At 30.2% G+C, this 25,146-nt stretch carries 21 protein-coding genes; 11 read left to right on the forward strand and 10 right to left on the reverse strand.

Going from position 1 to position 25,146, the window contains the following annotated elements; translation table 11 throughout:
- The first annotated feature begins 8 nt into the window (after positions 1 to 8).
- The 3 genes from ACN5J5_RS07695 to ACN5J5_RS07705 all read left to right on the forward strand — a co-directional run bounded on the left by ACN5J5_RS07695 (position 9) and on the right by ACN5J5_RS07705 (position 3,691).
- Positions 9 to 1,412 carry a peptide MFS transporter gene (locus ACN5J5_RS07695; RefSeq protein ID WP_418644347.1) on the forward strand — a complete coding sequence of 468 codons (1,404 nt, stop codon included), beginning with the start codon at positions 9 to 11 and terminating at the stop codon, positions 1,410 to 1,412.
- A gap of 71 nt (positions 1,413 to 1,483) precedes the next feature.
- Positions 1,484 to 3,067 carry a peptide MFS transporter gene (locus tag ACN5J5_RS07700; protein WP_418644348.1) on the forward strand — a complete coding sequence of 528 codons (1,584 nt, stop codon included), beginning with the start codon at positions 1,484 to 1,486 and terminating at the stop codon, positions 3,065 to 3,067.
- 105 nt (positions 3,068 to 3,172) lie between these two features.
- Positions 3,173 to 3,691 carry a thioredoxin family protein gene (locus ACN5J5_RS07705; protein ID WP_418644349.1) on the forward strand — a complete coding sequence of 173 codons (519 nt, stop codon included), beginning with the start codon at positions 3,173 to 3,175 and terminating at the stop codon, positions 3,689 to 3,691.
- 6 nt (positions 3,692 to 3,697) lie between these two features.
- Here the strand turns inward: ACN5J5_RS07705 and ACN5J5_RS07710 are convergent, their stop codons facing one another.
- Positions 3,698 to 5,719, reverse strand: a complete 2,022-nt coding sequence (locus ACN5J5_RS07710) for a ComEC/Rec2 family competence protein (protein ID WP_418644350.1) — start codon at positions 5,717 to 5,719, stop codon at positions 3,698 to 3,700.
- 94 nt (positions 5,720 to 5,813) lie between these two features.
- On the opposite strand from ACN5J5_RS07710, the gene ACN5J5_RS07715 reads away from it, so the two are divergent.
- Entirely contained in the window at positions 5,814 to 6,614 is an 801-nt protein-coding gene (locus ACN5J5_RS07715; protein ID WP_418644351.1) for an energy transducer TonB, read from the forward strand.
- 134 nt (positions 6,615 to 6,748) lie between these two features.
- Here the strand turns inward: ACN5J5_RS07715 and lysS are convergent, their stop codons facing one another.
- Both lysS and ACN5J5_RS07725 read right to left on the reverse strand, forming a co-directional pair.
- Positions 6,749 to 8,446 (reverse strand): lysine--tRNA ligase, encoded by a 1,698-nt coding sequence (gene lysS, locus ACN5J5_RS07720; RefSeq protein WP_418644352.1) that lies wholly within the window; start codon positions 8,444 to 8,446, stop codon positions 6,749 to 6,751.
- Between the two features lie 359 nt (positions 8,447 to 8,805).
- A complete protein-coding gene (locus ACN5J5_RS07725; protein ID WP_418644353.1) occupies positions 8,806 to 9,306 on the reverse strand; it encodes a DUF456 domain-containing protein in 501 nt (166 codons plus the stop codon).
- Positions 9,307 to 9,529: 223 nt separating this feature from the next.
- On the opposite strand from ACN5J5_RS07725, the gene ACN5J5_RS07730 reads away from it, so the two are divergent.
- Genes ACN5J5_RS07730 through ACN5J5_RS07750 form a run of 5 tightly spaced genes read left to right on the forward strand, consistent with a single transcriptional unit; the run spans position 9,530 to position 13,852 of the window.
- The gene (locus ACN5J5_RS07730; RefSeq protein ID WP_418644354.1) at positions 9,530 to 10,477 is read left to right on the forward strand and encodes a hypothetical protein; all 948 of its coding nucleotides are present in this window, start codon (positions 9,530 to 9,532) and stop codon (positions 10,475 to 10,477) included.
- Between the two features lie 3 nt (positions 10,478 to 10,480).
- Positions 10,481 to 10,846 (forward strand): BlaI/MecI/CopY family transcriptional regulator, encoded by a 366-nt coding sequence (locus ACN5J5_RS07735; protein WP_418644355.1) that lies wholly within the window; start codon positions 10,481 to 10,483, stop codon positions 10,844 to 10,846.
- The gene (locus ACN5J5_RS07740; RefSeq protein WP_418644356.1) at positions 10,843 to 12,090 is read left to right on the forward strand and encodes a M56 family metallopeptidase; all 1,248 of its coding nucleotides are present in this window, start codon (positions 10,843 to 10,845) and stop codon (positions 12,088 to 12,090) included. The genes ACN5J5_RS07735 and ACN5J5_RS07740 overlap by 4 nt, the downstream gene beginning before the upstream one ends.
- 8 nt (positions 12,091 to 12,098) lie before the next feature.
- Positions 12,099 to 13,352 (forward strand): tetratricopeptide repeat protein, encoded by a 1,254-nt coding sequence (locus tag ACN5J5_RS07745; protein WP_418644357.1) that lies wholly within the window; start codon positions 12,099 to 12,101, stop codon positions 13,350 to 13,352.
- Between the two features lie 35 nt (positions 13,353 to 13,387).
- A complete protein-coding gene (locus ACN5J5_RS07750) occupies positions 13,388 to 13,852 on the forward strand; it encodes a hypothetical protein (protein WP_418644358.1) in 465 nt (154 codons plus the stop codon).
- On the opposite strand, the gene ACN5J5_RS07755 is transcribed toward ACN5J5_RS07750, so the two are convergent.
- Positions 13,849 to 15,363, reverse strand: coding sequence for a GH3 auxin-responsive promoter family protein (locus ACN5J5_RS07755; RefSeq protein ID WP_418644359.1), 1,515 nt, complete (start codon positions 15,361 to 15,363; stop codon positions 13,849 to 13,851). The genes ACN5J5_RS07750 and ACN5J5_RS07755 overlap by 4 nt on opposite strands.
- A 66-nt stretch (positions 15,364 to 15,429) precedes the next feature.
- On the opposite strand from ACN5J5_RS07755, the gene ACN5J5_RS07760 reads away from it, so the two are divergent.
- A complete protein-coding gene (locus tag ACN5J5_RS07760) occupies positions 15,430 to 16,224 on the forward strand; it encodes a DUF2797 domain-containing protein (protein ID WP_418644360.1) in 795 nt (264 codons plus the stop codon).
- 66 nt (positions 16,225 to 16,290) lie between these two features.
- On the opposite strand, the gene ACN5J5_RS07765 is transcribed toward ACN5J5_RS07760, so the two are convergent.
- From ACN5J5_RS07765 to ACN5J5_RS07785, 5 genes are all read right to left on the reverse strand, one after another.
- Positions 16,291 to 18,537, reverse strand: a complete 2,247-nt coding sequence (locus ACN5J5_RS07765; protein ID WP_418644361.1) for a polyribonucleotide nucleotidyltransferase — start codon at positions 18,535 to 18,537, stop codon at positions 16,291 to 16,293.
- Between the two features lie 179 nt (positions 18,538 to 18,716).
- On the reverse strand, positions 18,717 to 18,986 hold the full coding sequence (rpsO, locus tag ACN5J5_RS07770) for a 30S ribosomal protein S15 (protein ID WP_418644362.1): 270 nt from the start codon (positions 18,984 to 18,986) through the stop codon (positions 18,717 to 18,719).
- 126 nt (positions 18,987 to 19,112) lie between these two features.
- Positions 19,113 to 19,970, reverse strand: a complete 858-nt coding sequence (accD, locus tag ACN5J5_RS07775; protein WP_418644363.1) for an acetyl-CoA carboxylase, carboxyltransferase subunit beta — start codon at positions 19,968 to 19,970, stop codon at positions 19,113 to 19,115.
- A gap of 154 nt (positions 19,971 to 20,124) precedes the next feature.
- Positions 20,125 to 21,183, reverse strand: a complete 1,059-nt coding sequence (gene fbaA, locus ACN5J5_RS07780; protein WP_418644364.1) for a class II fructose-bisphosphate aldolase — start codon at positions 21,181 to 21,183, stop codon at positions 20,125 to 20,127.
- A 92-nt stretch (positions 21,184 to 21,275) separates the two neighbouring features.
- Positions 21,276 to 23,729: a BamA/TamA family outer membrane protein gene (locus ACN5J5_RS07785; RefSeq protein WP_418644365.1), complete on the reverse strand. Its 2,454-nt coding sequence runs from the start codon at positions 23,727 to 23,729 to the stop codon at positions 21,276 to 21,278.
- Between the two features lie 72 nt (positions 23,730 to 23,801).
- On the opposite strand from ACN5J5_RS07785, the gene ACN5J5_RS07790 reads away from it, so the two are divergent.
- Positions 23,802 to 24,536, forward strand: coding sequence for a TrmH family RNA methyltransferase (locus ACN5J5_RS07790; RefSeq protein WP_418644366.1), 735 nt, complete (start codon positions 23,802 to 23,804; stop codon positions 24,534 to 24,536).
- On the opposite strand, the gene ACN5J5_RS07795 is transcribed toward ACN5J5_RS07790, so the two are convergent.
- The gene (locus ACN5J5_RS07795) at positions 24,528 to 25,142 is read right to left on the reverse strand and encodes a deoxynucleoside kinase (RefSeq protein WP_418644367.1); all 615 of its coding nucleotides are present in this window, start codon (positions 25,140 to 25,142) and stop codon (positions 24,528 to 24,530) included. The genes ACN5J5_RS07790 and ACN5J5_RS07795 overlap by 9 nt on opposite strands.
- Positions 25,143 to 25,146: the final 4 nt, after the last annotated feature.

The raw sequence follows: 25,146 nt of genomic DNA on the forward strand, positions 1-25,146 counted from the left end.
TATAAAATATGAACACAGTTAAACAAGAAGAGTTTTTAGGGCATCCTAAAGGCTTATATGTATTATTTTTCGTAGAAATGTGGGAGCGTTTTTCATACTACGGTATGCGAGCAATTTTAACATTATATTTAGCAGCACCTATATTATTAGGGAATCCACAATCTGGATTTGGTTGGACAAATGCAGAAACAATTTCTTTTTACGGTACATATACAATGCTTGTTTATTTAACTTCTATTCCTGGCGGATGGATTGCTGATAAATTTATTGGTCAGAAAAAAGCCGTAATGTTAGGAGGTATTTTACTGTGTATAGGTCATGGTATTTTAGCAGTTGATGCCGAATGGGCATTTTTTACAGGGCTACTTTTTATTGTAATAGGTGTTGGGTTTTTAAAGCCTAATATTTCAACAATGGTTGGTGGTTTATATGCTAAAGGAGATGATAGAAGAGATAAAGGATTTTATGTCTTTTATATAGGAATTAATTTAGGTGCCTTTTTAGGAGCCCTTGCAGTTGGTATTGTTGCAGCCGAGTATGGTTGGCATTACGGATTTGGTTTGGCAGGTATTGGTATGGCTTTAGGGCAAATTGTATATATGTTCGGACTTAAATATTTAGAAGGTGTAGGAGATTTTCTAGGTAAAAAAGATTCGCCAGATAAAGAATTAATGAAAAAACCATTAACTAAAGTTGAAAAAGATAGAATGTTAGTAATGTTTTTATCATTTTTAATCATTATTGTTTTCTGGGGAGCTTTTGAGCAAGCAGGTGGATTAATGAGTTTATATACTGAGCAAAAAACAGATAGATTAATTTCATTCTTTAATTATGAAGTTCCAGCTGCAACATTTCAATCAGTAAATGCATTCTTTATTATTGTTTTTGGAACCTTAGTTGGTAGCTTTTGGTATAAATGGGGAAGAAAAGGAAAAGAATCTTCATCGTTATTTAAAATGGCAATTGGTGTAATTATTATGGCTTTTGGTTTCTTTTTTATGAGTAAAGCAAGTACAGAGGTAGTAATGGATGGTGAAAATATTATTGAAAAATCAGCAATGATATGGTTAGTATTAGCGTACTTATTCCATACTATAGGAGAGCTTTGTGCTTCGCCAGTAGCATTATCATTTATAACAAAATTAGCGCCAGTAAAATATGCATCATTTATGATGGGAGCTTATTTTGCAGCAACTGGTTTAGGAAATAAAGTAGCAGGTTTAGTAGGAGCAATGTCTGAAGGAGCAGGAGAATTTCAAGTATTTACAGGTATCGCTGTTTTTTGTACTATTTTCGGAGTACTTATTCTTTTAATCTTAAAACCATTAAAACGTTTAACGCATGGAGCCGAAGATGTTAAAGGAACTTCGTATGAAGAAGCTGAAGGTTTTGAAATAGCTGATAACAACTAAAAAATAAAAACTAACCCTTGTAATATTTACTATTACAAGGGTTTTTCATTTATAAATTATATAACAAAAATATGAGTACAAACACTATTAGATTTGAGGGTTCTGAAATGAATCGTAAATTATTGATGGGACACCCATCAGGTTTATTTGTTCTTTTCTTTACAGAAATGTGGGAACGTTTTTCGTATTACGGAATGCGTGCAATTTTAGTATTATTTTTAACATCAGCAATTACAGGAGATAATCCTGGTTGGGGATGGTCTAGAGAAGATGCATTAGGTTTGTATGGTACTTATACAATGTTGGTATATTTTTCGCCAATTATTGGAGGATATTTAGCTGATAAATTTTTAGGGTACAGATATGCGGTTGCTATAGGTGCGTTAATTATGACTTTAGGGCATGCGGCAATGGCTTTAAATACACCTTGGAGTTTGTATTTAGGTATCGGGTTTTTAGTAGCAGGTAATGGTTTGTTTAAGCCAAATATTACTTCTATTATTAATGGTGTTTATAAAAATGCACAAGAGAAAAAAGATGGAGCATTTACAATTTTTTACATGGGAGTAAATGCAGGTGCTTTTGTAGGTATTTTATTGTGTGGATATGTTGGTGAAACTTCAGGATGGCATTATGGTTTTGGATTGGCAGGGATATTTATGTTTTTAGGAATGTTACAGTTTTGGTTTGCTCAAGGTATTTTTGGAAGTATCGGGTTGTCACCATCAAAAACAATTGAGTACAATGATGCAATTGAAAATGTAGAAGAGAAATCATCTATTGTTGAAGAAGAAGTTCCGGCTAACGTTCAAAGAGATCGTTATATTGTTGTTGGTATTTTAGCTTTTTTTACAGTATTCTTTTGGGCTGCTTTTGAGCAAGCGGGTGGTTCTATGACTATTTTTGCAGGAGATTATACAAATAGAGTGTTAGAAGGTGGTTCTGCTAATATATTTAGAATAGCAAATACTTTGTTAACAGTAGTACCATTATTAATAATAACGTACGTTTTATTTCAATTATTTAAAATAACTTTTAAAAAATATGCTTTATCTAATATTTTCTTAGGTACAAGTTTTGCTATTATTTGGTGTATTGTTATTTGGATGTTAAAAAATCAATTTAGCGATGTAAAAACTGAAGTTCCGGCTTCATGGTTTTCTATTTTAAATTCATTTTATATTATTGCTTTTGCACCGTTAATTTCTAAAATTTGGGAAAGTAAATTTAATCCTCCAGCAACTGTTAAGTTTGGTATGGGATTAGTTCTTTTAGGATTAGGTTTTGGAGTGTTAGCGTATGGTTCGTCTGAAATTCCACAAGGAGCGCAAACAGCATCTGTAAGTATGATTTGGTTAATATTAGCATATTTATTACATACTTTAGGAGAATTATGTTTATCTCCAGTTGGTTTGTCATACGTGTCAAAACTTGTACCGGCATCTACTATAGGTGTAATGTTTGGTCTTTGGTATATTGCAGTTGGTATGGGTAATAAAGCAGCAGGTTCTATGGGAGGTATGATTGATAAAATTACTGCCGCTTATGATATGAGTACATTCTTTTTAATTTTTACGATTGTACCAATGCTTGCAGGTTTTATTTTAATGGCATTAACACCTGTGGTTAAAAAATTAATGCACGGAGTTAAGTAGCGTTAAAATCTTATAAAAAAGTTAAAATAATTTTAGGACCTGTCAATTATTAATAATTGACAGGTTTTTTTGTAAATTTGGAATACTTATTGAGACCTAAGAGATATGAAGAAATTAATTATAGTAGCAATTTTAGCAATTGTTTCAGTTGGAGTAAATGCACAGGAAGAAGTTAATTGGTTAACTTTTGAAGAAGCGATAGAGAAAAACAAAGAAAATCCAAAACCTATTTTAGTCGATTTATATACAGATTGGTGTGGATGGTGTAAAAAAATGGATAAAACCACCTATAAAAATGATGTTATTGTTAAGTATATTAATGATAATTATTATGCGGTAAAAATGGATGGTGAAGGAAAAGAAGATATCAGTTTTAAAGGTAAAACATATAAGTATGTGCAAGAAGGTAGAAGCAAATACCATCAGTTAGCAGCAGCTATTTTAAAAGGGAAAATGAGTTATCCTTCTACAGCTTTTTTTACAGATAAAGAACAATTAATACAAGCGGTACCTGGGTATTTAGACGAAAAAAAGTTTGAGAAAATTTTAGCCTATTTTGCAAAAGACAATTATAAGAAAACAAAATGGCCAGCTTTTGAAAAAAGTTTTAAAAGCTCAATTTAATTTGTTTCAATTAATAATAAATGCTCCGTTTTTCCCAGTGTAGTGAAACGGAGTTTTTTGTTTTTTACACGTAATTTTCCAGTAATTAATATAGCTCTTATAATTACTTCCATCAGCAATTATTTGTTTAGGTTTTAATGTTTGTATTAATCTTGTTAAGTTTATTTTAGGCGAATGTTGTAGCATAATAATCGAATTTTTAACACCAATATTATACACACCTAAACTATCAATACATATAATTTTATCCGAATTAAAGTTTAAAATACTGAGATTTTTTGTTGAGAATCTACTTTTTATATTTTCGTTTATCCGATAAGATTTTATAGTTTTTAAATTATTTATGTTAAAACTATCTAAGTTGTGAAACACGTTTAATGTTGCTCCGTTTCGCAAGCCAAGGATGGTTTTTCTGCTTTTATGAAAAACAATAATTTCCTGTTTTAATTGTCGCTTGTTTTTATCAAAAATAAAAATGATTTGTAATACAATTATTGATAAAAGCATTAAAATAAACGGTTTTACTTTTTTACTGATAAATAGTTGATACGCAAAAATTATAAAAAAATACCAAGCCATCATTTCGTAAAAGGACATGCTTATTTCTTGTAGTAAAAAACTTTCCTGTTTAGAAACCCAATTCACCAAATTGTTCATTAATGAAATGATAAATCCGTAGATATCGACCAAAATTTTAGGAAGTAGATTTATCAAAGCTAAAAAAATAACAAGTATTCCTATCATTAAAATTCCACCTAAAAAAGGAATAATAAGTAGGTTTGATAAAATAAATAAACCAGGAAATTGATGAAAGTAATACAAACTAATCGGTAAAATTCCTACTTGAGCGGCGATTGAAACCGTAAGCAAACTCCAAAATTTATCGAGCAACCAAAATTTAGGAATCCATAATTTGTAGAGTAAGGGTTGTACCCAAATAATACCAAAAACAGCCAAATAACTTAGCTGAAAACCTACATCAAACAAAAATAAAGGTTTAATCAACAGCAATAAAAACATTGAGCTAATCAATGAGAATTCAATTATTTTTTTCTTTTTAAAAGAAGCTCCAATCGCAATAAAAGTAAACATTGTAACCGCTCTTACAACTGAAGCCGATAATCCCGCCATAAAAGCAAATGTCCAAAGTAAAACAACAATAAGCATTGTTTTTACAAGTAAACCGTGTTTTAAGCGTTCTAAAGGTTTAAATAAAGTAGATAGAATTAATAAAATAATTCCGATATGTAAACCCGAAATAGCCAATATATGGATGGCTCCTGCGTTTGTGTAACTTTCTAAAAGATGTTTCGAAATTTCTTGACGCTGACCTAATAACAAGGCATTAATTACAGCAAATTCATCTTTACTAAAAGAATATTTTTTTAATGAAGTTTGAATTTTATTTCTGAATTGTGCAGAGAATCCGTAAATGCTAGTTTTACCTTTTACTAAGGTTTTATATTCGTTATGATTGATGAAAACCTGCTGATAAATATATTGTTTCGCTAAATATTTTTTATAATCAAATTGATGTGGATTTAAAGGAGGAATTAAATTTTTAGGTTTTGAAGTTATAAAAACACGATCATCTACTTTTAAGAGCGTTTTAGTACTGTCTTTTTTAATGTTTATTAAAATTTTTCCTGTGGTTTTTGTAGAGTTTACCTGATTTACATTGGCAATGTATTTAGTGTAATAATTACCCGGTTTTAAAACTTTTGCAATTGTTATGGTGACTTTATTTTTATCAGAAATATAATTTTGATAGTAATTAATATTATTTTTTGGACTATGAATAAACGTGCTAACAACACCAATGAATGTTAAAAGTAAGGGCGAAAAAAAAGTAAATAATTTACGGTAATTGTATTTTCTTAAAAAGAATAATAACACTAAAAAAGTGAGAATTATAAAGATTAAATAAATAAAATCATATTTCCATATTTTGGTATAAAACTGTAAAATAATTCCGAGTATAATACAAATCAGAAAATGAAAAGGTAAATAAGTAAGCAATTTTTTCATAACACATTAAAGTTAAGAAAAATATTTATCTCTTTTTAAATTGATATTGAGTTGTTTAAGTTTTACTTTTGTAAAAGTGTTTAAAATCTGAATTATGAAAACTAAAATAATAATTGCAATAACTATTTTAATTATTGGAACCTTTTTTGCGTTTAGTTTTGCGAAAAAATCCGAAGTGAAAAATGGAGAAATAGTTTCAGAAAAATTAATCCATACTGATTTTAATAGTTTTGCAGATCAAAGTGTTAAATCGTTAACAAAAAATAATATCAATTATTTTGTAAAAGGTGCTAATAAAAAAACGATTACAAAAAGTAAATTAATAAAAGCAAAAACTTTAAAAGATATTATTGAGCATTTTCCAACAAGTTGGATTTCAGAATATGTTTCGATAGATGTATACAGAACAACAGCAGGAAAAGAGGTTAAAGCGTCAAGTAAAAATTTAATTTTAACAGCTAAACAAAAAGCATTGTTTAAAAACGCAAATATTGGTGACGATGTGTTGATTAAGATTGCTTATAAAAGTAAAAATTCAGTAACAAATAAGCTTAATTTAAACGAGGCGAATATTAAAATGAAGGTTTTTCCTGAAAGCTCTGCTCGTTTTATCGGCAATGAAAATTCGTTACAAGAATTTTTAGTAAAAAATAGTGACAATGATCTTGCTAATTGGCAATACAAACCAATGGAAAGTGCTATTGCTAGTTTTGTGATAAATGAAATAGGTACTGTTACAGCTGTAAAAATTGTAACATCAACAGGAGTTGTTTCTTTAGATCAATCTATTATAGCATTATTGTATAAAATGCCAAATTGGAAACCAGCCATGAATTACAACGGTAAACCTGTTAAACAACAGTTTGAGTTTGTTATTGGCGATATGGGATGTTAGAAATTAAAAAGAAGTTACATAAAAAGTAATTGAAATCATTCTGAATTTATTTCTAAATCTTAACTATAAAGAAGTAATAAAATAAAAAAGCAACCTATTAAGGTTGCTTTTTTTTAATATATTTAGAAGAATACTTATACGATTTCAACAAACAAACCTTCGTCAGTTTTTTCAACTTTAGCTAATTTATTTTTAGTTAAACCTTTAATGGTTTTATCCCATTTTTTGTTAGATAAGCCAGACTGTGTTTTTAAATCATTTAAAGCAATCTTTTCAGCTTTTTCAATCAATGCTAAAACAGCTTTTTCATCGTCGTTTAATTCAACAGTTGGTGCTTTTTTCTCAGGTCTCATTTGAGGGAAAAACAACACTTCTTGTATCGATGCATTGTTGGTTAAATACATAATTAAACGATCCATACCAATTCCTAAACCAGACGTTGGCGGCATTCCGTATTCTAAAGCACGTAAAAAATCATGATCTATAAATTCACTCGCTTCATCATCACCACGTTCAGCTAATTTAAGTTGCGCTTCAAAACGTTCACGCTGATCAATTGGGTCGTTTAATTCAGAATAAGCATTTGCAATTTCTTTACCACAAACCATTAATTCAAAACGCTCTGTTAATTCAGGGTTTTCTCTGTGTTCTTTACATAAAGGAGACATTTCCTTCGGATAATCAGTAATAAAAGTAGGCTGAATGTAATTTCCTTCACATTTTTCACCAAACATTTCATCAATTAATTTTCCTTTCCCCATGGTTGCATCCACCTCAATTCCCATTCCTTTAGCCGCTTCAAAAAGCTCGCTTTCCGTTTTTCCAGTAATATCAAAACCAGTAAAATGTTTTATAGAATCGGCCATGGTAACTCTTGCGTACGGTGCTTTAAAATCAACTTCGTGTTCACCAAAAGTTGTTTTACTAGTTCCGTTTACAGCAATAGCACAATGTTCTAATAACTTTTCAGTAAAGTTCATCATCCAGTTGTAGTCTTTGTAGGCTACATAAATTTCCATCGCTGTAAATTCAGGATTGTGAGTTCTGTCCATTCCTTCATTTCTAAAGTTTTTAGAAAACTCATATACACCATCAAAACCACCAACAATTAACCTTTTAAGATATAATTCGTTAGCAATTCTCATATATAAAGGAACGTCTAATGCGTTATGATGCGTTACAAAAGGTCTTGCAGAAGCACCACCAGCAATTGGTTGTAAAACAGGAGTTTCAACTTCAAAATAACCTGAGTCGTTAAAAAAGTTACGCATCGCAGTAAATAACTTTGTACGTTTAACAAAAACGTCTTTTACATGCGGATTTACCACTAAATCGGCATAACGCTGGCGGTAACGCATCTCAGGATCTGTAAATCCGTCAAAAGTATTTCCTTCGGCATCAACCTTTGGTAAAGGCAATGGTTTTAAAGATTTACTTAATAATTTAAATCCTTTTACCATTACAGTTTTTTCACCAACTTTGGTGGTAAACAATTCACCTTCAATACCAATAAAATCACCAATATCAAGTAATTTTTTATAAACTTCGTTGTATAAAGTTTTGTCTTCGCCTGCGCAAATTTCATCACGGTTAAAGTAAACCTGAATACGACCTTCGCTATCTTGCAATTCGGCAAAAGATGCTTTTCCTTGAATACGACGACTCATTAATCTACCAGCAATTACCACCTTTTTCCCTTCTTCAAACTCGTTTTTAATACTTGTTGAATTAGAATTTAATGGAAATAAATCAGCAGGGTACGGATTAATACCTAATTCGCGTAATTTCCCTAACTTTTCTCTACGTACAACTTCTTGTTCTGATAATTGCATGGTTATTTTTTATAAAATTAATGAAGCCGCAAAGATACAATCAATTGCAGAATTAAACAACGCTTATAAGCACCACGTTTTTATAAAAAAGTAAAAAAAAGCTTGTCAGAAGTAAAAAACCTTGTATATTTGCAGGCTGCTTTTTTTTAAAGTAGCATTTAGTTGTGTTGTTAGGCACTTTAAATAGTGTCATGGTTTTGTTAACCAATGGAAAGCTTCCCTGAAATGGGTTGCTTTTTTTTTGTCCTAAATCTACCTTTTTTTCTTGAAGCTATTTCCCGCTTTTCGCACTCGCTCTCTGCGAGGAGCTCAAACAAATGCTGCAATCGGGGCTAAGTTTATTTACGAAGTTTTTGCTATTAAAAAAATGAATCTTTGTATTCCCAAAGTGTTGTAAAAAATAATACAAAATAAACAATAGCTATTGAAAACTTAATGGTAGCAGAGGTAAGAAAACCTAATAAGGCGCCGAATGAAGCTTTTAAAGCTCTGTTGGTATCTTTACTATCATAGATTAATTCACCAATAAGCGCACCCAAAAAAGCACCAATTAATATTCCAAAAGGAATAGGAGAGAATAAGCCAATAATAAGTCCGATTGTAGTACCATAAACGCCGTATTTACTGCCTCCAAAACGTTTTGCTCCCATGGCAGGAATAAAATAATCGAGGATAAAAATAATAATAGCAATAGCTAAGGTGATTCCTAAAAACGTCCAATCTTGCGGAATTACCTTTGTTAAATGAAGTAATAAGAGTCCAATCCAACTTGTAATTGGTCCTGGTAAAACTGGTAAAAAAGCACCGATAATACCTAAACACACAAAAAAGAAACCTACTAAAACTAAAAATATATCCATTTAAATAATTGATTTTTATTAAAATAATAACGCTGATCTACATAATAACATTAAACTTATAAGTATGAGATTCTGAAATAAATTCAGAATAACGAAAAAATGTTCATATAAAAATATCTACAAGCTTAATGATTGTCTACTGTTAGACGAATATACACATGTTTCGTTACATTTTTATAACTAAAAAATTAGTTTAAACTAATTTTTTAGTTATATTTGAAAAATGAAAGTTTATAAAATGAAAGTTTATAAAATGAAAGCGTTAAAGAGATTTTATTTAGCATTTATAATGATTTTTTTAGTGAGTGTTGGTTTTTCGCAACAACAAGCTGCAAAAATTGAGGTACCAAAAATTAAAAATCCAAGGTTTTTAAATGAAGTTGGTCCAATAATATATATAGATCAAAGCCATCAAAATTTTCATCAAAAAGAAGGCCGATTTAAACCTTTTGCCGATTTATTAACGGCAGACGGTTATAAAGTTGATAGTATTATCAGTTTAAATAAATTAAAATCCGATGCTATTTTGGTAATCGCAAACGCTATTCATCAAAAAAACGTTAGAAACTGGAGAAAGCCCATTCATAGCGCATTTACCAAAACGGAAATTACTTTTATACAAAATTGGGTTAAAAATGGAGGGAAATTAATTTTGATTGCAGACCATATGCCTTTTGCCGGAGCAACAAACAGTTTAGCAAATGCTTTTGGTTTTAATTTTTGTGATGGTTTTGCTTATCTACAAAAAGAAAAAAGAAATTTACCTGATGTTTTTTCAGAAAGTAATAATAGATTAATCACATCAGAAATTACCAATGGAAATTTAGGTGAAAAAATAAATGCGGTAACAACGTTTACAGGCTCGTCTTTTACAACTCCGAAAGCAGCAAAAGGAATTTTACAATTCAAAAAAGAGGATTATTGTTTAGCGCCAGCAATTGCTTGGCAATTTAATGAAGATACGCCAAGGGAAGATTTAAAAGATAAATACCAAGGAGCAATTTTAAAATATGGAAAAGGAAAAGTAGCTGTTTTTGGAGAAGCGGCAATGTTTACCGCACAAACAATAACAAATAATTCGGGAACTTATAAGTTTGGATTTCATGCTAAAAGTGCACCGAATAATATAGCATTTATTAGAAATTTATTTTTTTGGTTAAGTAAAAATTAAAATATGAAACAATTAACAAAAGCAGAAGAACAAATAATGCAAGTTTTATGGCAATTGCAAGAAGCATCCGTAAAAAGTGTGATAGAAGAATTACCAATTCCGAAACCAGCATACAACACAGTTTCAACAATTATCAGAATTTTAGAAACCAAAGAGTTTGTTGGTCATAAAGCAAAAGGTAGAGGTTACGTGTATTATCCGTTAATAGAAAAATCGTCGTACAGCAACCAAAGCTTACACAAGTTAATGGACGGTTATTTTGGAGGCTCATTTAAAAGTATGGTTTCTTTTTTTATGAAAGAAAACGAGATGAGTATTAACGAGCTTGAAAGTATTTTAAAAGAAGCTAATAAAAACAAGAAATCATGATAAATTATATAATTCAAGTAATTTTATTTCAAGTATTATTTGTAGCGGTTTATGATTTATTTTTAAGTAAAGAAACCTTTTTTACTAAAAATAGATGGTATTTGTTAAGTACAGCTGCTATATCTTTTCTGCTTCCGTTTATAAAAATTCCGACAATTCAAAAAGCAGTGCCGTTAGAGTACACTATTTTATTACCAGAAATAGTTTTATCGCCACAAAAAGTAATTGAACAAACCAGTTTATATCAATCTTTAAATTATGTTGAAATAATTTTTTGGTGTGGATTTTTAGCTTTTTTAAGTTTCTTTTTAATCAAATTAACAAAGCTAATTCGATTAATAATTAGTAATGAAATTCAGAAAAGAGAAAGTTACAAGCTGGTCTTGTTACCCAAACAAACCAAAGCATTTTCGTTTTTTAAATTTATTTTTTTAGGAAAAGCAATTGCAGAAAATCAAAAAGAAAAAATTATTCAACACGAATTAGTGCATAGTAAACAAAATCATTCGGCTGATTTAATGTTTTTCGAATTTTTAAAAATTATGATGTGGTTTAATCCTATGATTTGGATTTATCAACACAGAATATCATTAGTACACGAATATATTTCGGATGCCGTGGTGTCTAAAACTACTCCAAAAGAAAATTATATCAATAATTTATTGTCAGATCTTTTTCAGGTAGAAAGTATATCATTTATCAATCAGTTTTATAAACATTCATTAATTAAAAAAAGAATTATTATGATTACAAAAGAAAAATCAAAACAAGTAAAACAATTAAAGTATTTATTGTTATTGCCATTATTAGCAAGTATGATACTATATACTTCTTGTTCAAGTACTAAAAAAGTTACTAAAAAAGTTATTAAAAAAGTTGAAGTTATAGAGGAAGTAGAAGATGTACCTTTTACTGTTTTAGATAAATCCCCAACTTTTCCTGGATGTGAAGAAGGAGACAAAGTATGTTTTAATAAGAGTATGCTTAAGTTTATTGCAGAAAATTATAAGGTAAAAAATAGAGATTCTTTAGGGTTGACTCCCGGTAAAAAACGTATTTATGTACAGTTTAAAATTGATACAGATGGTAGTGTTAAAAATATAAAAGCACGTGCACCACACCCTAAATTAAAAGAGGAAGCTATTGAAATGATTGGAAAATTACCAAAAATGATTCCAGGAGAAAAAAATGGAAAAGTTGTTAGAGTTGGCTATACATTACCAATTGCATTTAACATAGAGTAAATTTAACTATGAAAAAGAAAATTTTAATTATTGTTCTTATTATTTCATTTTTAAAAGTCGGGGCGCAAACCTCGGCTTTTAAATCTATAGATAGTTTGTTGCAAATTGGTAGGTATCAAAAAGCATTAGTGCAATTACAAAAAAGGGAACCTAGCTTTAAAACAAATGTAAAAATTGCAACTATTTATGCTATGGTTGATGATTATAAAAAAGCATCAAAATATTACGAAAAAGCATTGTTGCTAAAAGATGATTATAGCGCGAAAATTAAATTAGGAAAATCGTATCAGCAAGAAAAAAAACTTAAAAAAGCAATTGTTGTTTTTGAAGATGTGTTAAAAAAAGATTCAGAAAATTTATTGATTAGCTATCAAGTAGGAAAACTGTATTTGCAAACCAAACAAGCTACTAAAGCAGTAAAATTATTTAAAAAACTGATTTCAGTTGATAAAAATAATGCGAATTATAATTATCAATTGGGAGTAGCGTATGCGATGTTAAGAAAGAGAAACTTAAAAATAAATAGCTTTTTAGCGGCTTATAAAAATGATGAGACTCATATAAAAGCTATTTATCAATTAGCGATGGCTTACACGTTTTTAAGAGATAAAGATTCTGCAGCTATTTTTATTGATAAAGGTATAAAGGTAAATCCGAATCATATAAAATTAAATAAATTAAAAATTAATAACCTATACAGACAAAAAGATTATTTACCAGCAATTGCATTGCTAGAAAAAATAGACACTTTAGAGCCAAAAGAACAGTATACTAAAAAAATGTTAGGGCGCTGTTTTTTAAAATTAAAAGATTACGGTAAAGCGAAAGAAAACTTTAAAGAAGCTTTAGCAATAGATAAAACAGATTTTAAATCGTACACTTATTTAGGCGATATTCATTTTGCTGAAAAAGATTATAGAGCTGCTCGTTTTAACTATTGGTTTGCAACTTTTATTGGCAAAGAGCCAAGAGATACTGAGTTTTATCAGTTAGCAAGAGTGTTTAAAGAATTAAAAAAACCTAAAGAAGAAATGAATGCGTATAAAGAGGCATATAATGAAAATTATAAAAATTACAGAGCTTTATTTCAGTTAGCAAACACTACAGAACGTTTTTATAAGGATAAAAAAATAGCCTATAAACATTATAAAAATTATATGAATAAGTTTGAAACAAAAGATTCTTTATTAACAGTTCAGGTTAAATCACGATTAAAAGAAATTAAAAAATATTATTTCTTAAAAGGTGAGCTGTTAGAGTAAATGAATTTTTGTATTTTCATCTCAAAATCAATAAGATGCGATTTTGTTATGTTATTTTTTGGATGATTATTTTTACGAATTTTTCGTGTACAAAATCTTTAAAAAAAGAAGAGCGTAATACCTTAAATCCAGAAATTAACTATACTGAAGTAGATGTTTCTCCTACTTTTTATAAATGCAAAAAATTACCAGATAGCGCAAAACTAAATTGCTTTAAATTAGAAATTCGTAGTAGATTACAAAATCCATTATTAACTTGTAATTTTATAACCGAAAAAGAAATAAATGAAACTGTTTTAATTGATTTATTAATTGATAATAAAGGTTTTTTTAAGCTTAAAAAAATTAAAAGTTCAACTAAAATAAAACAGTATTTACCTAAGTTAGATAGTGTTTTAAAAAATACGATTAAGAATTTACCAAAAATTACACCTGCTTTTAAAAGAGGTATTCCTGTAACAACACAATATCAGTTGCCGTTAAAAATTAAAACAAATTAAGATTGTAGTTTTAAAAGTTCTTCGATAAAATCACGTTTGTTAGATAGTCGAGGTACTTTGTGTTGCCCTCCTAATTTTCCTTTTTTACGAAGCCAATCGTAAAAAAGATTTTCGCGAGCTTGGTGTATTTTGGGCATTGCTAAAGTCATGTTATTATATCGTTTGGCTTCGTAATCAGAATTAATTGCTTTTAACGAATTATCTAATAATTCGGTAAAATAAATTAGATCTTTTGGAGGTTTGCTAAACTCAATAATCCATTCATGAGCACCACTTTTTTTATCAACCATAAAAATAGGAGCTACGGTATAATCTTTAATATTTGCATTGGTTTTTATACTGGCAGCTTTTAAGGCTTTTTCAGCATTTTCAATAATTAACTCTTCTCCAAAAACATTAATATGATGTTTAGTACGACCAGTAATTTTTATGCGATACGGATTTGTAGAGGTAAATTTAACAGTATCGCCAATTAAATAACGCCATAAACCGCCATTTGTGGTAATTACAACGGCGTAATTAGTTCCTTTTTTAACTTCAGAAAGTGGAATTGCAATTGAATTTTCACCGTTATATTCCGTCATCGGAATAAATTCGTAAAAGATTCCGTAATCTAACATCAATAATAATTCTTCAGAATTATTTACATCTTGTATGGCAAAAAAACCTTCAGAAGCATTATAGGTTTCGTAATATTTAAAATCTTTTTTCGGAATCAATTTTTTATACTGCTCTCGGTATGGGTTAAAATTAACGCCGCCATGAAAATAGACTTCTAAATTTGGCCAAACTTCTAAAATATTATTTTTACCTGTTTTTTCTAAAACACGATTTAAAAGTACCAACATCCAACTTGGTACACCAACCAAACTGGTAATGTTTTCGTTAATAGTTTCGTCAATAATAGCTTCCATTTTAGTTTCCCATTCAGCCATTAAAGAAACTTCCGAGCTAGGAGCAGAGCTAAAATCTGCCCAAAAAGGTAAGTTTTCGGTTATAATTGCAGATAAATCACCAAAATAAGAGTTGTTGTCTTCGTAAATTGTAGTACTTCCGCCTAATTTTAAACCTTTACCGGTAAACATTTGAGTTTCTTCATTGTTGTTAATATATAAGCACAACATGTCTTTTCCTGCCTTTAAATGGCAATCTTCTAGGGCTTCATCACTAACAGGTATAAACTTACTTTTAGCATTGGTTGTACCGCTGCTTTTTGCAAACCAACGAATGGGTGTAGGCCAAAATAAATTTTGTTCTCCTTTCCTGCAGCGTTCAATAAGTGGTTCTATGCTTTCGTATTTTTGAATCGGAACATTTTTAGAGAAATCGCTATATTTTTTTATTGAAGAAAAGTTATTATGTTTACCAAATTCTGTGTTTTTGGCAATGTTTAATAGTTTTTGCAGTAACTCATCTTGTACATCAACAGGATATTTTAAAAATAATTCTACTTGATGTTTTCGTTTTTTTAAAAACCAAGATATGATAGAATTTATAAATGGAAACGACATAGATTATCTCTTATTTCAATTTTTTTACTGTAAGTTTGTGAAGCTAAAAGTAATAAAATTTAAGACATGCAATACCAAGGAGTTTTAAAAAAAATGACCACTGAAAATTTAGAGACCGTTCAGTATTATTTAGATATGAAATCTGATTTTGTAAACATGAATCAGCTTTTAAATAAAAAAATAAGTTTGAGTTTTGTTGCTTACGAGTGTTTAAATTGTCATTTAGAAAAACAGGTATATCGTCAAGGGTTTTGTAAAAAGTGTTTTTTCGAAACACCAAATGCTGGAGATTGGATTATGCGACCAGAGTTAAGTAAGGCGCATTTAGATATAGAAGATCGTGATTTAGCTTACGAAAAAAGTGTGCAATTAAAACCTCATATTGTGTATTTAGCAAACTCAAGCAATGTAAAAGTTGGAGTGACTAGAAAACAGCAAGTTCCAACTCGTTGGATAGATCAAGGAGCACATGAAGCAATTGAAATTGTTGAGGTTCCGAATCGTTATTTAGCAGGAATTACAGAGGTTGCTTTAAAAGAGCATGTTGCTGATAAAACAAATTGGCGAAAAATGCTTAAGAATGATGTAGAGGATGAAAATTTAGTTTCTTGGCAAGAAAAATTACGAGCATATATTCCTGCAGAAGCCCAAGAATATATCATAGAAAATAATAAGGAAACAGTAATTAATTTTCCGGTTGAAAAATATCCATTAAAACCAAAAAGTTTAAATATTGTAAAGCAACAAAATTACAGAGGTGTTTTAGTTGGGGTAAAAGGGCAATATTTAATTTTTGAAGATGAAACCGTTTTTAATGTTCGTGCTAACGAAGGATTAGTCGTGAAGATAGAAATAATTTAAAAACTATTATAAAGAAAAAAGCGAGCTTTATAAAGCTCGCTTTTTTTATTTGTGATAAAAAGAAGATTAATCTTCTTTTTTGTTTTCTCTAGGTTTTCTATCATCACGACGGTTGTCACGTCCGCGATTATCTCTTCCTCTATTATCACGTCCACCGCTTCTTTTATCATCTCTTGGTGGTCTTGCTACGTAACCTTCTGGTTTTGGTAATAAAGCTTTACGAGAAACTTTTTCTTTACGAGTTCTAGGATCAGTTCCGAAGTATTTTACGTCAAAAACATCTCCCATCTTAACTACGTCAGAAACATTTTCTGTGCGTTCCCAAGCTAATTCGCTAACGTGTAATAAAACTTCGTTTCCTGGAGCTTCCATATATTCTACAACAGCACCAAAATCTAACATTTTAATCACTTTTACTTCGTAAGCGCTACCAACTTGTGGTTTGAAAAGCATTGATTCAATACGAGCAGTAACTTTTTCAATTCCTGCAGGATCAGTTCCTAAAATTTCGATAATTCCTTCTTCAGTTACAGCGTCTTCAGTAATTACAATTGTAGTTCCTGTTTCTTTTTGTAATTCTTGAATATGCTTACCACCTGGTCCAATAAATGCACCAATCATATCATTAGGAATACGTCTGTTAATCATTTTAGGAGCATGCTCTTTAACTTCTTCGTTAGATTGCGCAATCGTATCAGTTAATTTTCCTAAAATATGTAAACGACCATCACGAGCTTGTTTTAGTGCGTTCACTAAAATTTCGTAACTTAATCCTTTTACTTTAATATCCATTTGACAAGCAGTAATTCCTTCAGAAGTACCAGTTACTTTAAAGTCCATATCTCCTAAGTGATCTTCATCCCCTAAAATATCAGATAAAACTGCATAACGATCTCCGTCAGAAATTAATCCCATGGCAATACCAGAAACTGGTCTTGTCATTTTAACACCCGCATCCATTAATGCCATTGTACCAGCACAAACTGTAGCCATTGAAGAAGAACCGTTAGATTCTAAAACTTCAGATACCACTCTTACTGTATAAGGACAATCGTCTGGAATCATTCCTTTTAATCCACGTTGCGCTAAGTTACCATGACCAACTTCTCTTCTTGAAGTTCCTCTTAATGGTCTTGCTTCACCTGTACAAAAAGGAGGGAAGTTATAGTGTAAATAGAAATTCTCTTCACCTTCGTAAGATGGCATATCTATTTTGTTGGCATCTCTTGATGTACCTAAAGTAACTGTAGCTAATGCTTGCGTTTCTCCACGAGTAAATATAGAAGAACCGTGTGTAGATGGTAAATAATCTACTTCACACCAAATTGGTCTAATTTCATCAGTTTTACGTCCGTCTAAACGTAAACCTTCAGCTAAAGTTAATTCTCTTACAGCTGATTTTTGAGATTTATTAAAGTATTTACTAACTAAGTCTCCGTAATCTTCTAATTCTTCTTCACTAAAAGTAGCTTTTAATTCTTCTTTTACTTCAGCAAATGCAGCAGAACGTTCTGCTTTAGAGGTTCCTTTTTTAGCGATAGCATAACATTTGTCGTAAGAAAAGTCATTTATTTTTGTTGCTAATGCTGAATCTTCTCTTTCACCTTCGTATTCTCTTGTTTCTTTTTTACCAAAAGCTTCAGCTAAACGAACTTGAGCAGCACATTGAATTTTAATAGATTCGTGTGCAAATTTAATTGCATCTGCCATTTCTTCTTCAGAAATTTCATCCATTTCACCTTCAACCATCATTACAGAATCGGCAGAAGCTCCAATCATCATATCGATGTCAGATTCAGCTAATTGTGCTCTGTTTGGGTTGATTACGAATTCTCCATTAACTCTTGCAACACGTGCTTCAGAAATTGGGCATTCGAAAGGGAAATCAGATAATTGTATCGCTGCAGAAGCTGCTAAACCTGCTAATGCATCTGGCATAACATCTTCGTCATGAGACATTAATTGAATCATCACTTGTACTTCACTATGGTAATCTTTTGGAAATAACGGACGTAAAACACGGTCTACTAAACGCATTGTTAATACTTCTCCATCACTTGGTCTTGCTTCTCTTTTAAAGAATCCTCCAGGATATCTTCCTGCAGCAGCAAATTTTTCTCTATAGTCTACCGTTAAAGGTAAAAAATCAACTGTTCCTGCTTTGTAGCTAGATACTACTGTACATAACAACATTGCTTTACCCATTTGAACAACAACCGAACCGTGGGCTTGTTTTGCTAACTTACCCGTTTCTAAAGAGATGGTTCTTCCATCTCCAAGGTCAATGACCTCTCTAAATACTTTTGGAATCATAAATTTTAATTCTAAATTTTTAAATTGTTTGTTGTTGTGTTGTTGTTTGTTGCAATGGAAAACCAAAATTGTTGTTAAAAATTTTGGAATTTTTATATAAATTTCTGTTTGTTAGTCAGAAATGTATTTTTTTAAAATAAAAAAAGAGGCACGTTTATAGAGCCTCTTTTTGAAAGAAATTATTTTCTAATTCCTAATTCTTTAATAATCGCACGATATCTGTTGATTTCTTTTTTCTTTAAGTAATCTAACAAACTTCTACGCTTACCAACCATTTTTACTAATGAACGCTCTGTGTTAAAATCTTTACGATTTTGCTTTAAGTGCTCAGTTAAGTGGTTAATTCTGTGCGTAAATAATGCAATTTGACCTTCTGCAGAACCAGTATCGTTTGCTCCTTTACCGTGTTTTGTGAAGATGTTTTCTTTTACTTCTTTAGTTAAATACATACCAATATTGTTTAAATGATTTTAATGTACACAATGCTTTTACATTGAAGCAGCAAATGTACAACTATTTTTTAAATTGATATAAATATGATGCAATAAAAAAGCTAGCAAACGCTAGCTTTTTTATTAGGCTCTTATAGGTTGATTTTGAATTAAATCAATATATAAGTTTACTTGTTTTTTTAAGTTTTTACGCTCGTAAATTCCGTCTAAGAAACCATGCTCTAAAACAAATTCAGATCGTTGGAAACCTTCTGGTAATTCTTTACCAGTAGTATCTTTTACTACACGAGGTCCTGCAAAAGCGATTAAAGCATTTGGTTCTGCAATATTAATGTCTCCTAACATGGCAAAAGAAGCTGTTGTTCCTCCTGTAGTAGGATCGGTACATAATGAAATGTACGGAATTTTAGCTTCCGCTAATTGCGCTAATTTAGCAGACGTTTTTACCAATTGCATTAACGATAAAGAGGCTTCCATCATACGAGCTCCTCCTGATTTTGAAATCATTAAAAAAGGAAGTTCATTTTTGATAGAATAATCAATAGCTCTTGCTATTTTTTCACCTACTACACTTCCCATCGATCCACCGATAAAAGCAAAATCCATAGAAGCAATAACGATATCTTTTCCGTTTGATTTTCCTACTGCTGTACGAACAGCATCTTTTAAGCCTGTTTTTTTCTGCGCAGCTTTTAAACGGTCTGGGTACTTTTTAGTATCCTCAAACTTTAAAGGGTCTTTGGCAGTAAGATTTGAGTTTAATTCTTTAAAATCATTGTCATCAAAGAATATATCAAAATATTCATGACTACCAATACGAACATGATATCCGTCTTCAGGACTTACGTATAAGTTCTTTTTTAATTCTTCGGTGTCGATAACCTTTCCGCTAGGTGTTTTATACCATAAGCCTTTAGGTGTATCTTTTTTTTCTTCTGTTGGGGTTTGAATCCCTTTATCTGTACGTTTAAACCAAGCCATAGTTTAGTTTATATTTTGTTGTTTGTTAGTATTTAACTCTTTTGATGTGAGGAAGAGTAGGCTACAAATGTAAATTATTTTTATGAACTTTAGTTTTTAGAATAAAAAAAAGCACCTAGAATATTCTAAGTGCTTTGTTTTAAGTAGTTAAAACCTATAAAGTGTTTACGTTATTTAAATCTTCAAAAGCTTTTTTAAGGCGATTTTTAAAAGTTTGTTCCCCTTCACGTAACCATTTACGAGGATCGTAATATTTTTTATTAGGTTGATCTGCTCCATCTGGATTACCAATTTGACTTGATACATATTCTTTTTTAGTTATCATATAATCACGAATACCTTCAGTAAAAGCATATTGTAAGTCAGTATCAATATTCATTTTAATAACTCCGTAACCAATAGATTCTCTAATTTCTTCTAAAGTAGAACCTGATCCTCCGTGAAAAACAAAATCAATTGTATTATGAGGTACATTGTACTTTTTTGAAATATATTCTTGTGAATCTTTTAAAATAGATGGAGTTAATTTTACGTTTCCTGGTTTGTACACCCCGTGAACGTTACCAAAAGCAGCAGCAATAGTAAATTGATCGCTAACTTTCATTAATTCTTCGTATGCAAAAGCAACTTCTTCAGGTTGTGTATATAATTTAGAAACATCAACATCAGAATTGTCAACACCATCTTCTTCACCTCCAGTAATTCCTAACTCGATTTCTAGTGTCATCCCTATTTTACTCATACGAGCTAAATAAGTTTTACAAATTTCAATATTTTCTTCAATAGGTTCTTCTGATAAGTCTATCATATGAGAACTATAAAGAGATTTCCCGGTTTCTTTATAATGTTGTTCACTTGCGTCTAATAATCCGTCAATCCAAGGTAATAATTTTTTAGCAGCATGATCTGTATGTAAAATCACTGGTACACCATAAGCTTCGGCTAATAAATGAATATGTTTTGCACCTGCAACTGCACCTGCAATTGCTGCTTTTTCATTTTCGTTAGATAAGCCTTTACCAGCATTAAATTGTGCTCCACCATTAGAAAATTGAATAATTACGGGCGAATTTAATTCTTTTGCAGTTTCTAAAACAGCGTTTATTGTATTAGATCCTACAACATTTACGGCAGGTAATGCAAATTTTTTATCTTTTGCTAATTGAAATATTTCCTGAACCTCTTTTCCTGTAGCAACTCCAGCTTTTATCATCCTTAAAAAATTTTAGTTTATCGTTGTTATTGAACAACAAACTTACACTTTTTTTAGTAAAGTAACGATAATTTTTACCGATAACGTTTTAGTTAAAAGGGATAATTAATACCTATATTTAGTACTGAGCTAGAGAGGTTAAAGTTTTGCAACCACCTGTCATTATTACTTAAATATGGTTCGTGAATTTTAAAACCTAAATCTAATCGAGCTATTAAAAATTTAAAATCATATCTAATTCCAAAACCAGCTCCTAAGGCTATATCGGTTATCGATTTTACGCTGTCAAATTTTGCTTTGTCATCAATAAAACTTGAATTAGTAATGTCCCAAATGTTTCCAGCATCAGCAAATAAGGCACCTTTTAAAGAACCAATTACGTTAAAACGATATTCGAAACTGCTTAAAAATTTTAAACTTCCAATATTGTATTCTAATCCAGGTTGTCTGGTTCCAGGACCTAAGTCGTATGTTCTCCAGGCTCTTATGTCATTTGATCCTCCTGCAAAATAACTACGAGAAAAAGGAATGCTTGAGTTATCATAAGTCATAATGGCTCCTAAAAAAGTTCTATGAGCTAAAACAGTATTGTTTCCTAAGTTCCAATATTTTTTATATTCAATATCTGTTTTAAAATATTGAGCTACAGGTATTTTAAAAACGGTTTTTTGACTTCTGTTGTTTGTTTGATCAGATAAAAGTCCCATAATATTTCCTGAATTAGCAACTCTAATTTTAAAAAAAGAAAAAGTTGGGTCTTTAGGACTTTCTTGATTGTTGTAAATAAAACTATAGGCAATTTCAGGGATTAGAAAATCAGAAGTTATTATATTATAACGATTATAAATGTTAAGGTTATTTTGATATTCTATAGGATTTGTGGTGGAAAAAAAAGCATCTTGTCTTACATTTTGGATAAATTGTAAAATGCTAGAAGAATTACTAGGTTTGTTGTCTGGCAATATATATGTAGGGTTAGCAGTAGCTACCTCTTTTAATTTAGCATATTCAGATGAGTATATGTTAAAGTAATTATCAACATTAAAATTTCTTATATATTGTGTGTTAAATAATTCTATCTGAATTGATTTGTTTTTGCTGTAACTCCATTTATAATCTAAGCCAAAAGTAAAGTTTTGATTATCTAAACCAATGTTTTTTTGAACTCCGCCTCCAACAAAAAACTTTGTTTTAGGAAACATTCTTTTAGGAACAAGTTTACTTAATCCAAAGGGAATCATAAAACGAGGCACTTCTAAAGAAAGATCTGTACCAATTTCCCAACCAAATCCGTTATTAGAGTTAAAATACGAACCGAAAGTTGAAAGTTTAAAAATTTCAGCACCTTTAAAAGCATTTCTATTGGTTAAAGAAAATTTTAAAGAAACGTCAAATTCACGAATGTTTGAACGCGATAATTCAGTTTCTAAACCTAAAGTATATTTTTCAATAGGTGTTAAAAATACGTTTGCTTCTAATTCATGATCGTTTAATTCGTTATATCTAATAGAGGTAGATTTAAAATTTTTTAAACCTCTTAAATGTGTTCTAGTTAAATTTCTGGCAATGTCATTATATACATCGTTAGGTTTTATAAATAATGATTGCGATAAATACTTAGGATTGTATTTTAATTTATTATGTGCGTAAAAATTAACTCCTTTATGCAAAACAGAATCTTTATGAATAGAGTCTCTTTTATTATATGTGTAATCGGTGTACACATTTATTTTTTTGATTTTTTGAATTTTAAAAGGAATAATTCTATCAGAAATATTAATGTCAACAGATGTTTTTTGATAATCTTTAAGGGTATCGTTGTCAAAAGAGATGTAGTTTTCGTTAAAATGATACACGCCTTTGTTTCTAAATAACTTAACTAAACGATTTGCTTCTTTTATAAAATTTGCGTCTTTGTATTGCTCGCCAGATTTAAGAAAACTGTTGTGTTTTGATTCTTTATATAAAGCATCTAAAACGGGTGAGCTTATTTTTGTTTGAATTGAATCTAAAAAAGAAGGTTTTCCTTTGGTAACATGATAAGATATGGTGCCTTTTTTATGGTCAATAGTATCTTTTTTAGAAGTTACCTTAGAGCGAAAATACCCTTCTGTTAAAAAATAGGTGTTTAGATTCGTTATTGTTTTTTTCGTTTTATAATCATTTATAACAATAGGCGCTTCGCCACTATTTAAAAACCAACGATTAAAACCGATAAACATTTTAGCGATAGAAATACTTTGTTTTTCAGAAAAATTATTTTTAAAAAAAGAATATGTATTCGGATTCCTTTTTCCCCATTGTGTAGGTGTTTTAGAACCTTTTGGGTTACCTAAATTGTAAAAATGTAAAGACAAAGGTACACCTAATGCTTTTGCGTTAGGTCGTTGCATAAGTAGTTCAGTAATGTTTTGGTTTGAGTTTTTTACACTATCAACATATACAATGTTTTTGGTAAGTAACAACTCGTTTTCTTTTACATATTTAATCGTGTTACACGAACTGAATAAGACTACTAATAAAAAGAAGATAGCAAGTTTTTTCATTAACTTTACGCCTCGTATTTAAATATCAAAAATACTATTTTTTAGTGGTTATAATGTGTTAAAAAAGATTTAATGAGTTTATCTAAAAACAACCTGAAATTAATAACAAGTTTACAGCAAAAAAAGTATAGACAAAAGCATAAATTATTTGTTGCTGAAGGAATAAAAGTTGTAAATGAATTATTAAAATCGTCTGTAAAAACGTCGCATATTTTTACGAGTGACCAAGCGTTTAAAGTTACCGAAAATGTAACCGTAACAGTTATATCAGAAAAAGAATTGCAAAAAATTAGCACATTAAAAAATCCGAATAAAGTTTTAGGATTGTTTGAAATTCCTGATGAAAAAGAAATAAATGAAAACGATTTTATAGTTGCTTTAGATGAAATAAATGATCCGGGTAATTTAGGAACCATTATTCGTTTATGTGATTGGTTTGGTGTTACAGAGCTGGTTTGCTCTAAAAATACGGTAGATTGCTACAATCAAAAAGTTGTACAATCAACTATGGGATCTTTAACTAGAGTAAATATTTCGTATGTAAATTTGCCAGACTTTTTACAAAAAACACAATTACCTGTTTACACTGCAGATATGGATGGAAGCAATGTTTATAAAACAGCTTTACCAGAAAAAGCTGTTTTAATTATGGGGAATGAGGCAAATGGAATTTCAAAAGAAATATCAGCAATTATAAACCACAATTTAACGATTCCTAGGTTTGGAAAAACGCAAGAAACCGAAAGTTTAAATGTTGCTACTGCAACCGCAATTTTATTAAGCGAGTTTAAAAGAGGTTTAGAATAATCCGTTTATTTGTGCATCAATTTTATCAATAATAGATCCTAAATCTTCTTGATTTTTAACAAAATCTAAATTATCAACATCAATAATTAATAAATTTCCTTTAGTGTATTGGCTAATCCAAGCTTCGTAACGTTCATTTAATCTACTTAAATAATCAATACTAATAGAGTTTTCGTATTCTCTACCGCGTTTGTGAATTTGGCCAACTAAGGTTGAAATATCTGCACGTAAATAAATTAATAAATCGGGCGGTGTAACTAAGTTTTCCATCAACTCAAATAACGAAGAATAATTGCTGTAGTCACGATTGGTCATTAAACCCATTGCGTGTAAGTTTGGTGCAAAAATATGAGCATCTTCGTAAATAGTTCGATCTTGAATTATTTTTTTACCCGATTTTCGCAATTCTAAAACCTGACGGAAACGACTGTTTAAAAAGAAAACTTGCAAATTAAAAGACCAACGTTCCATTTCGCCGTAAAAATCATCTAAATATGGATTTTCATCAACAGATTCGTAATGAGGTTCCCAATTATAATGTTTTGCTAATAGTTTAGTTAACGTGGTTTTTCCTGCGCCAATATTTCCGGCAATAGCTACATGCATAGTT

It is taken from the genome of Tenacibaculum insulae (assembly GCF_964512435.1).
In the GTDB taxonomy this organism is placed as follows: domain Bacteria; phylum Bacteroidota; class Bacteroidia; order Flavobacteriales; family Flavobacteriaceae; genus Polaribacter; species Polaribacter insulae_A.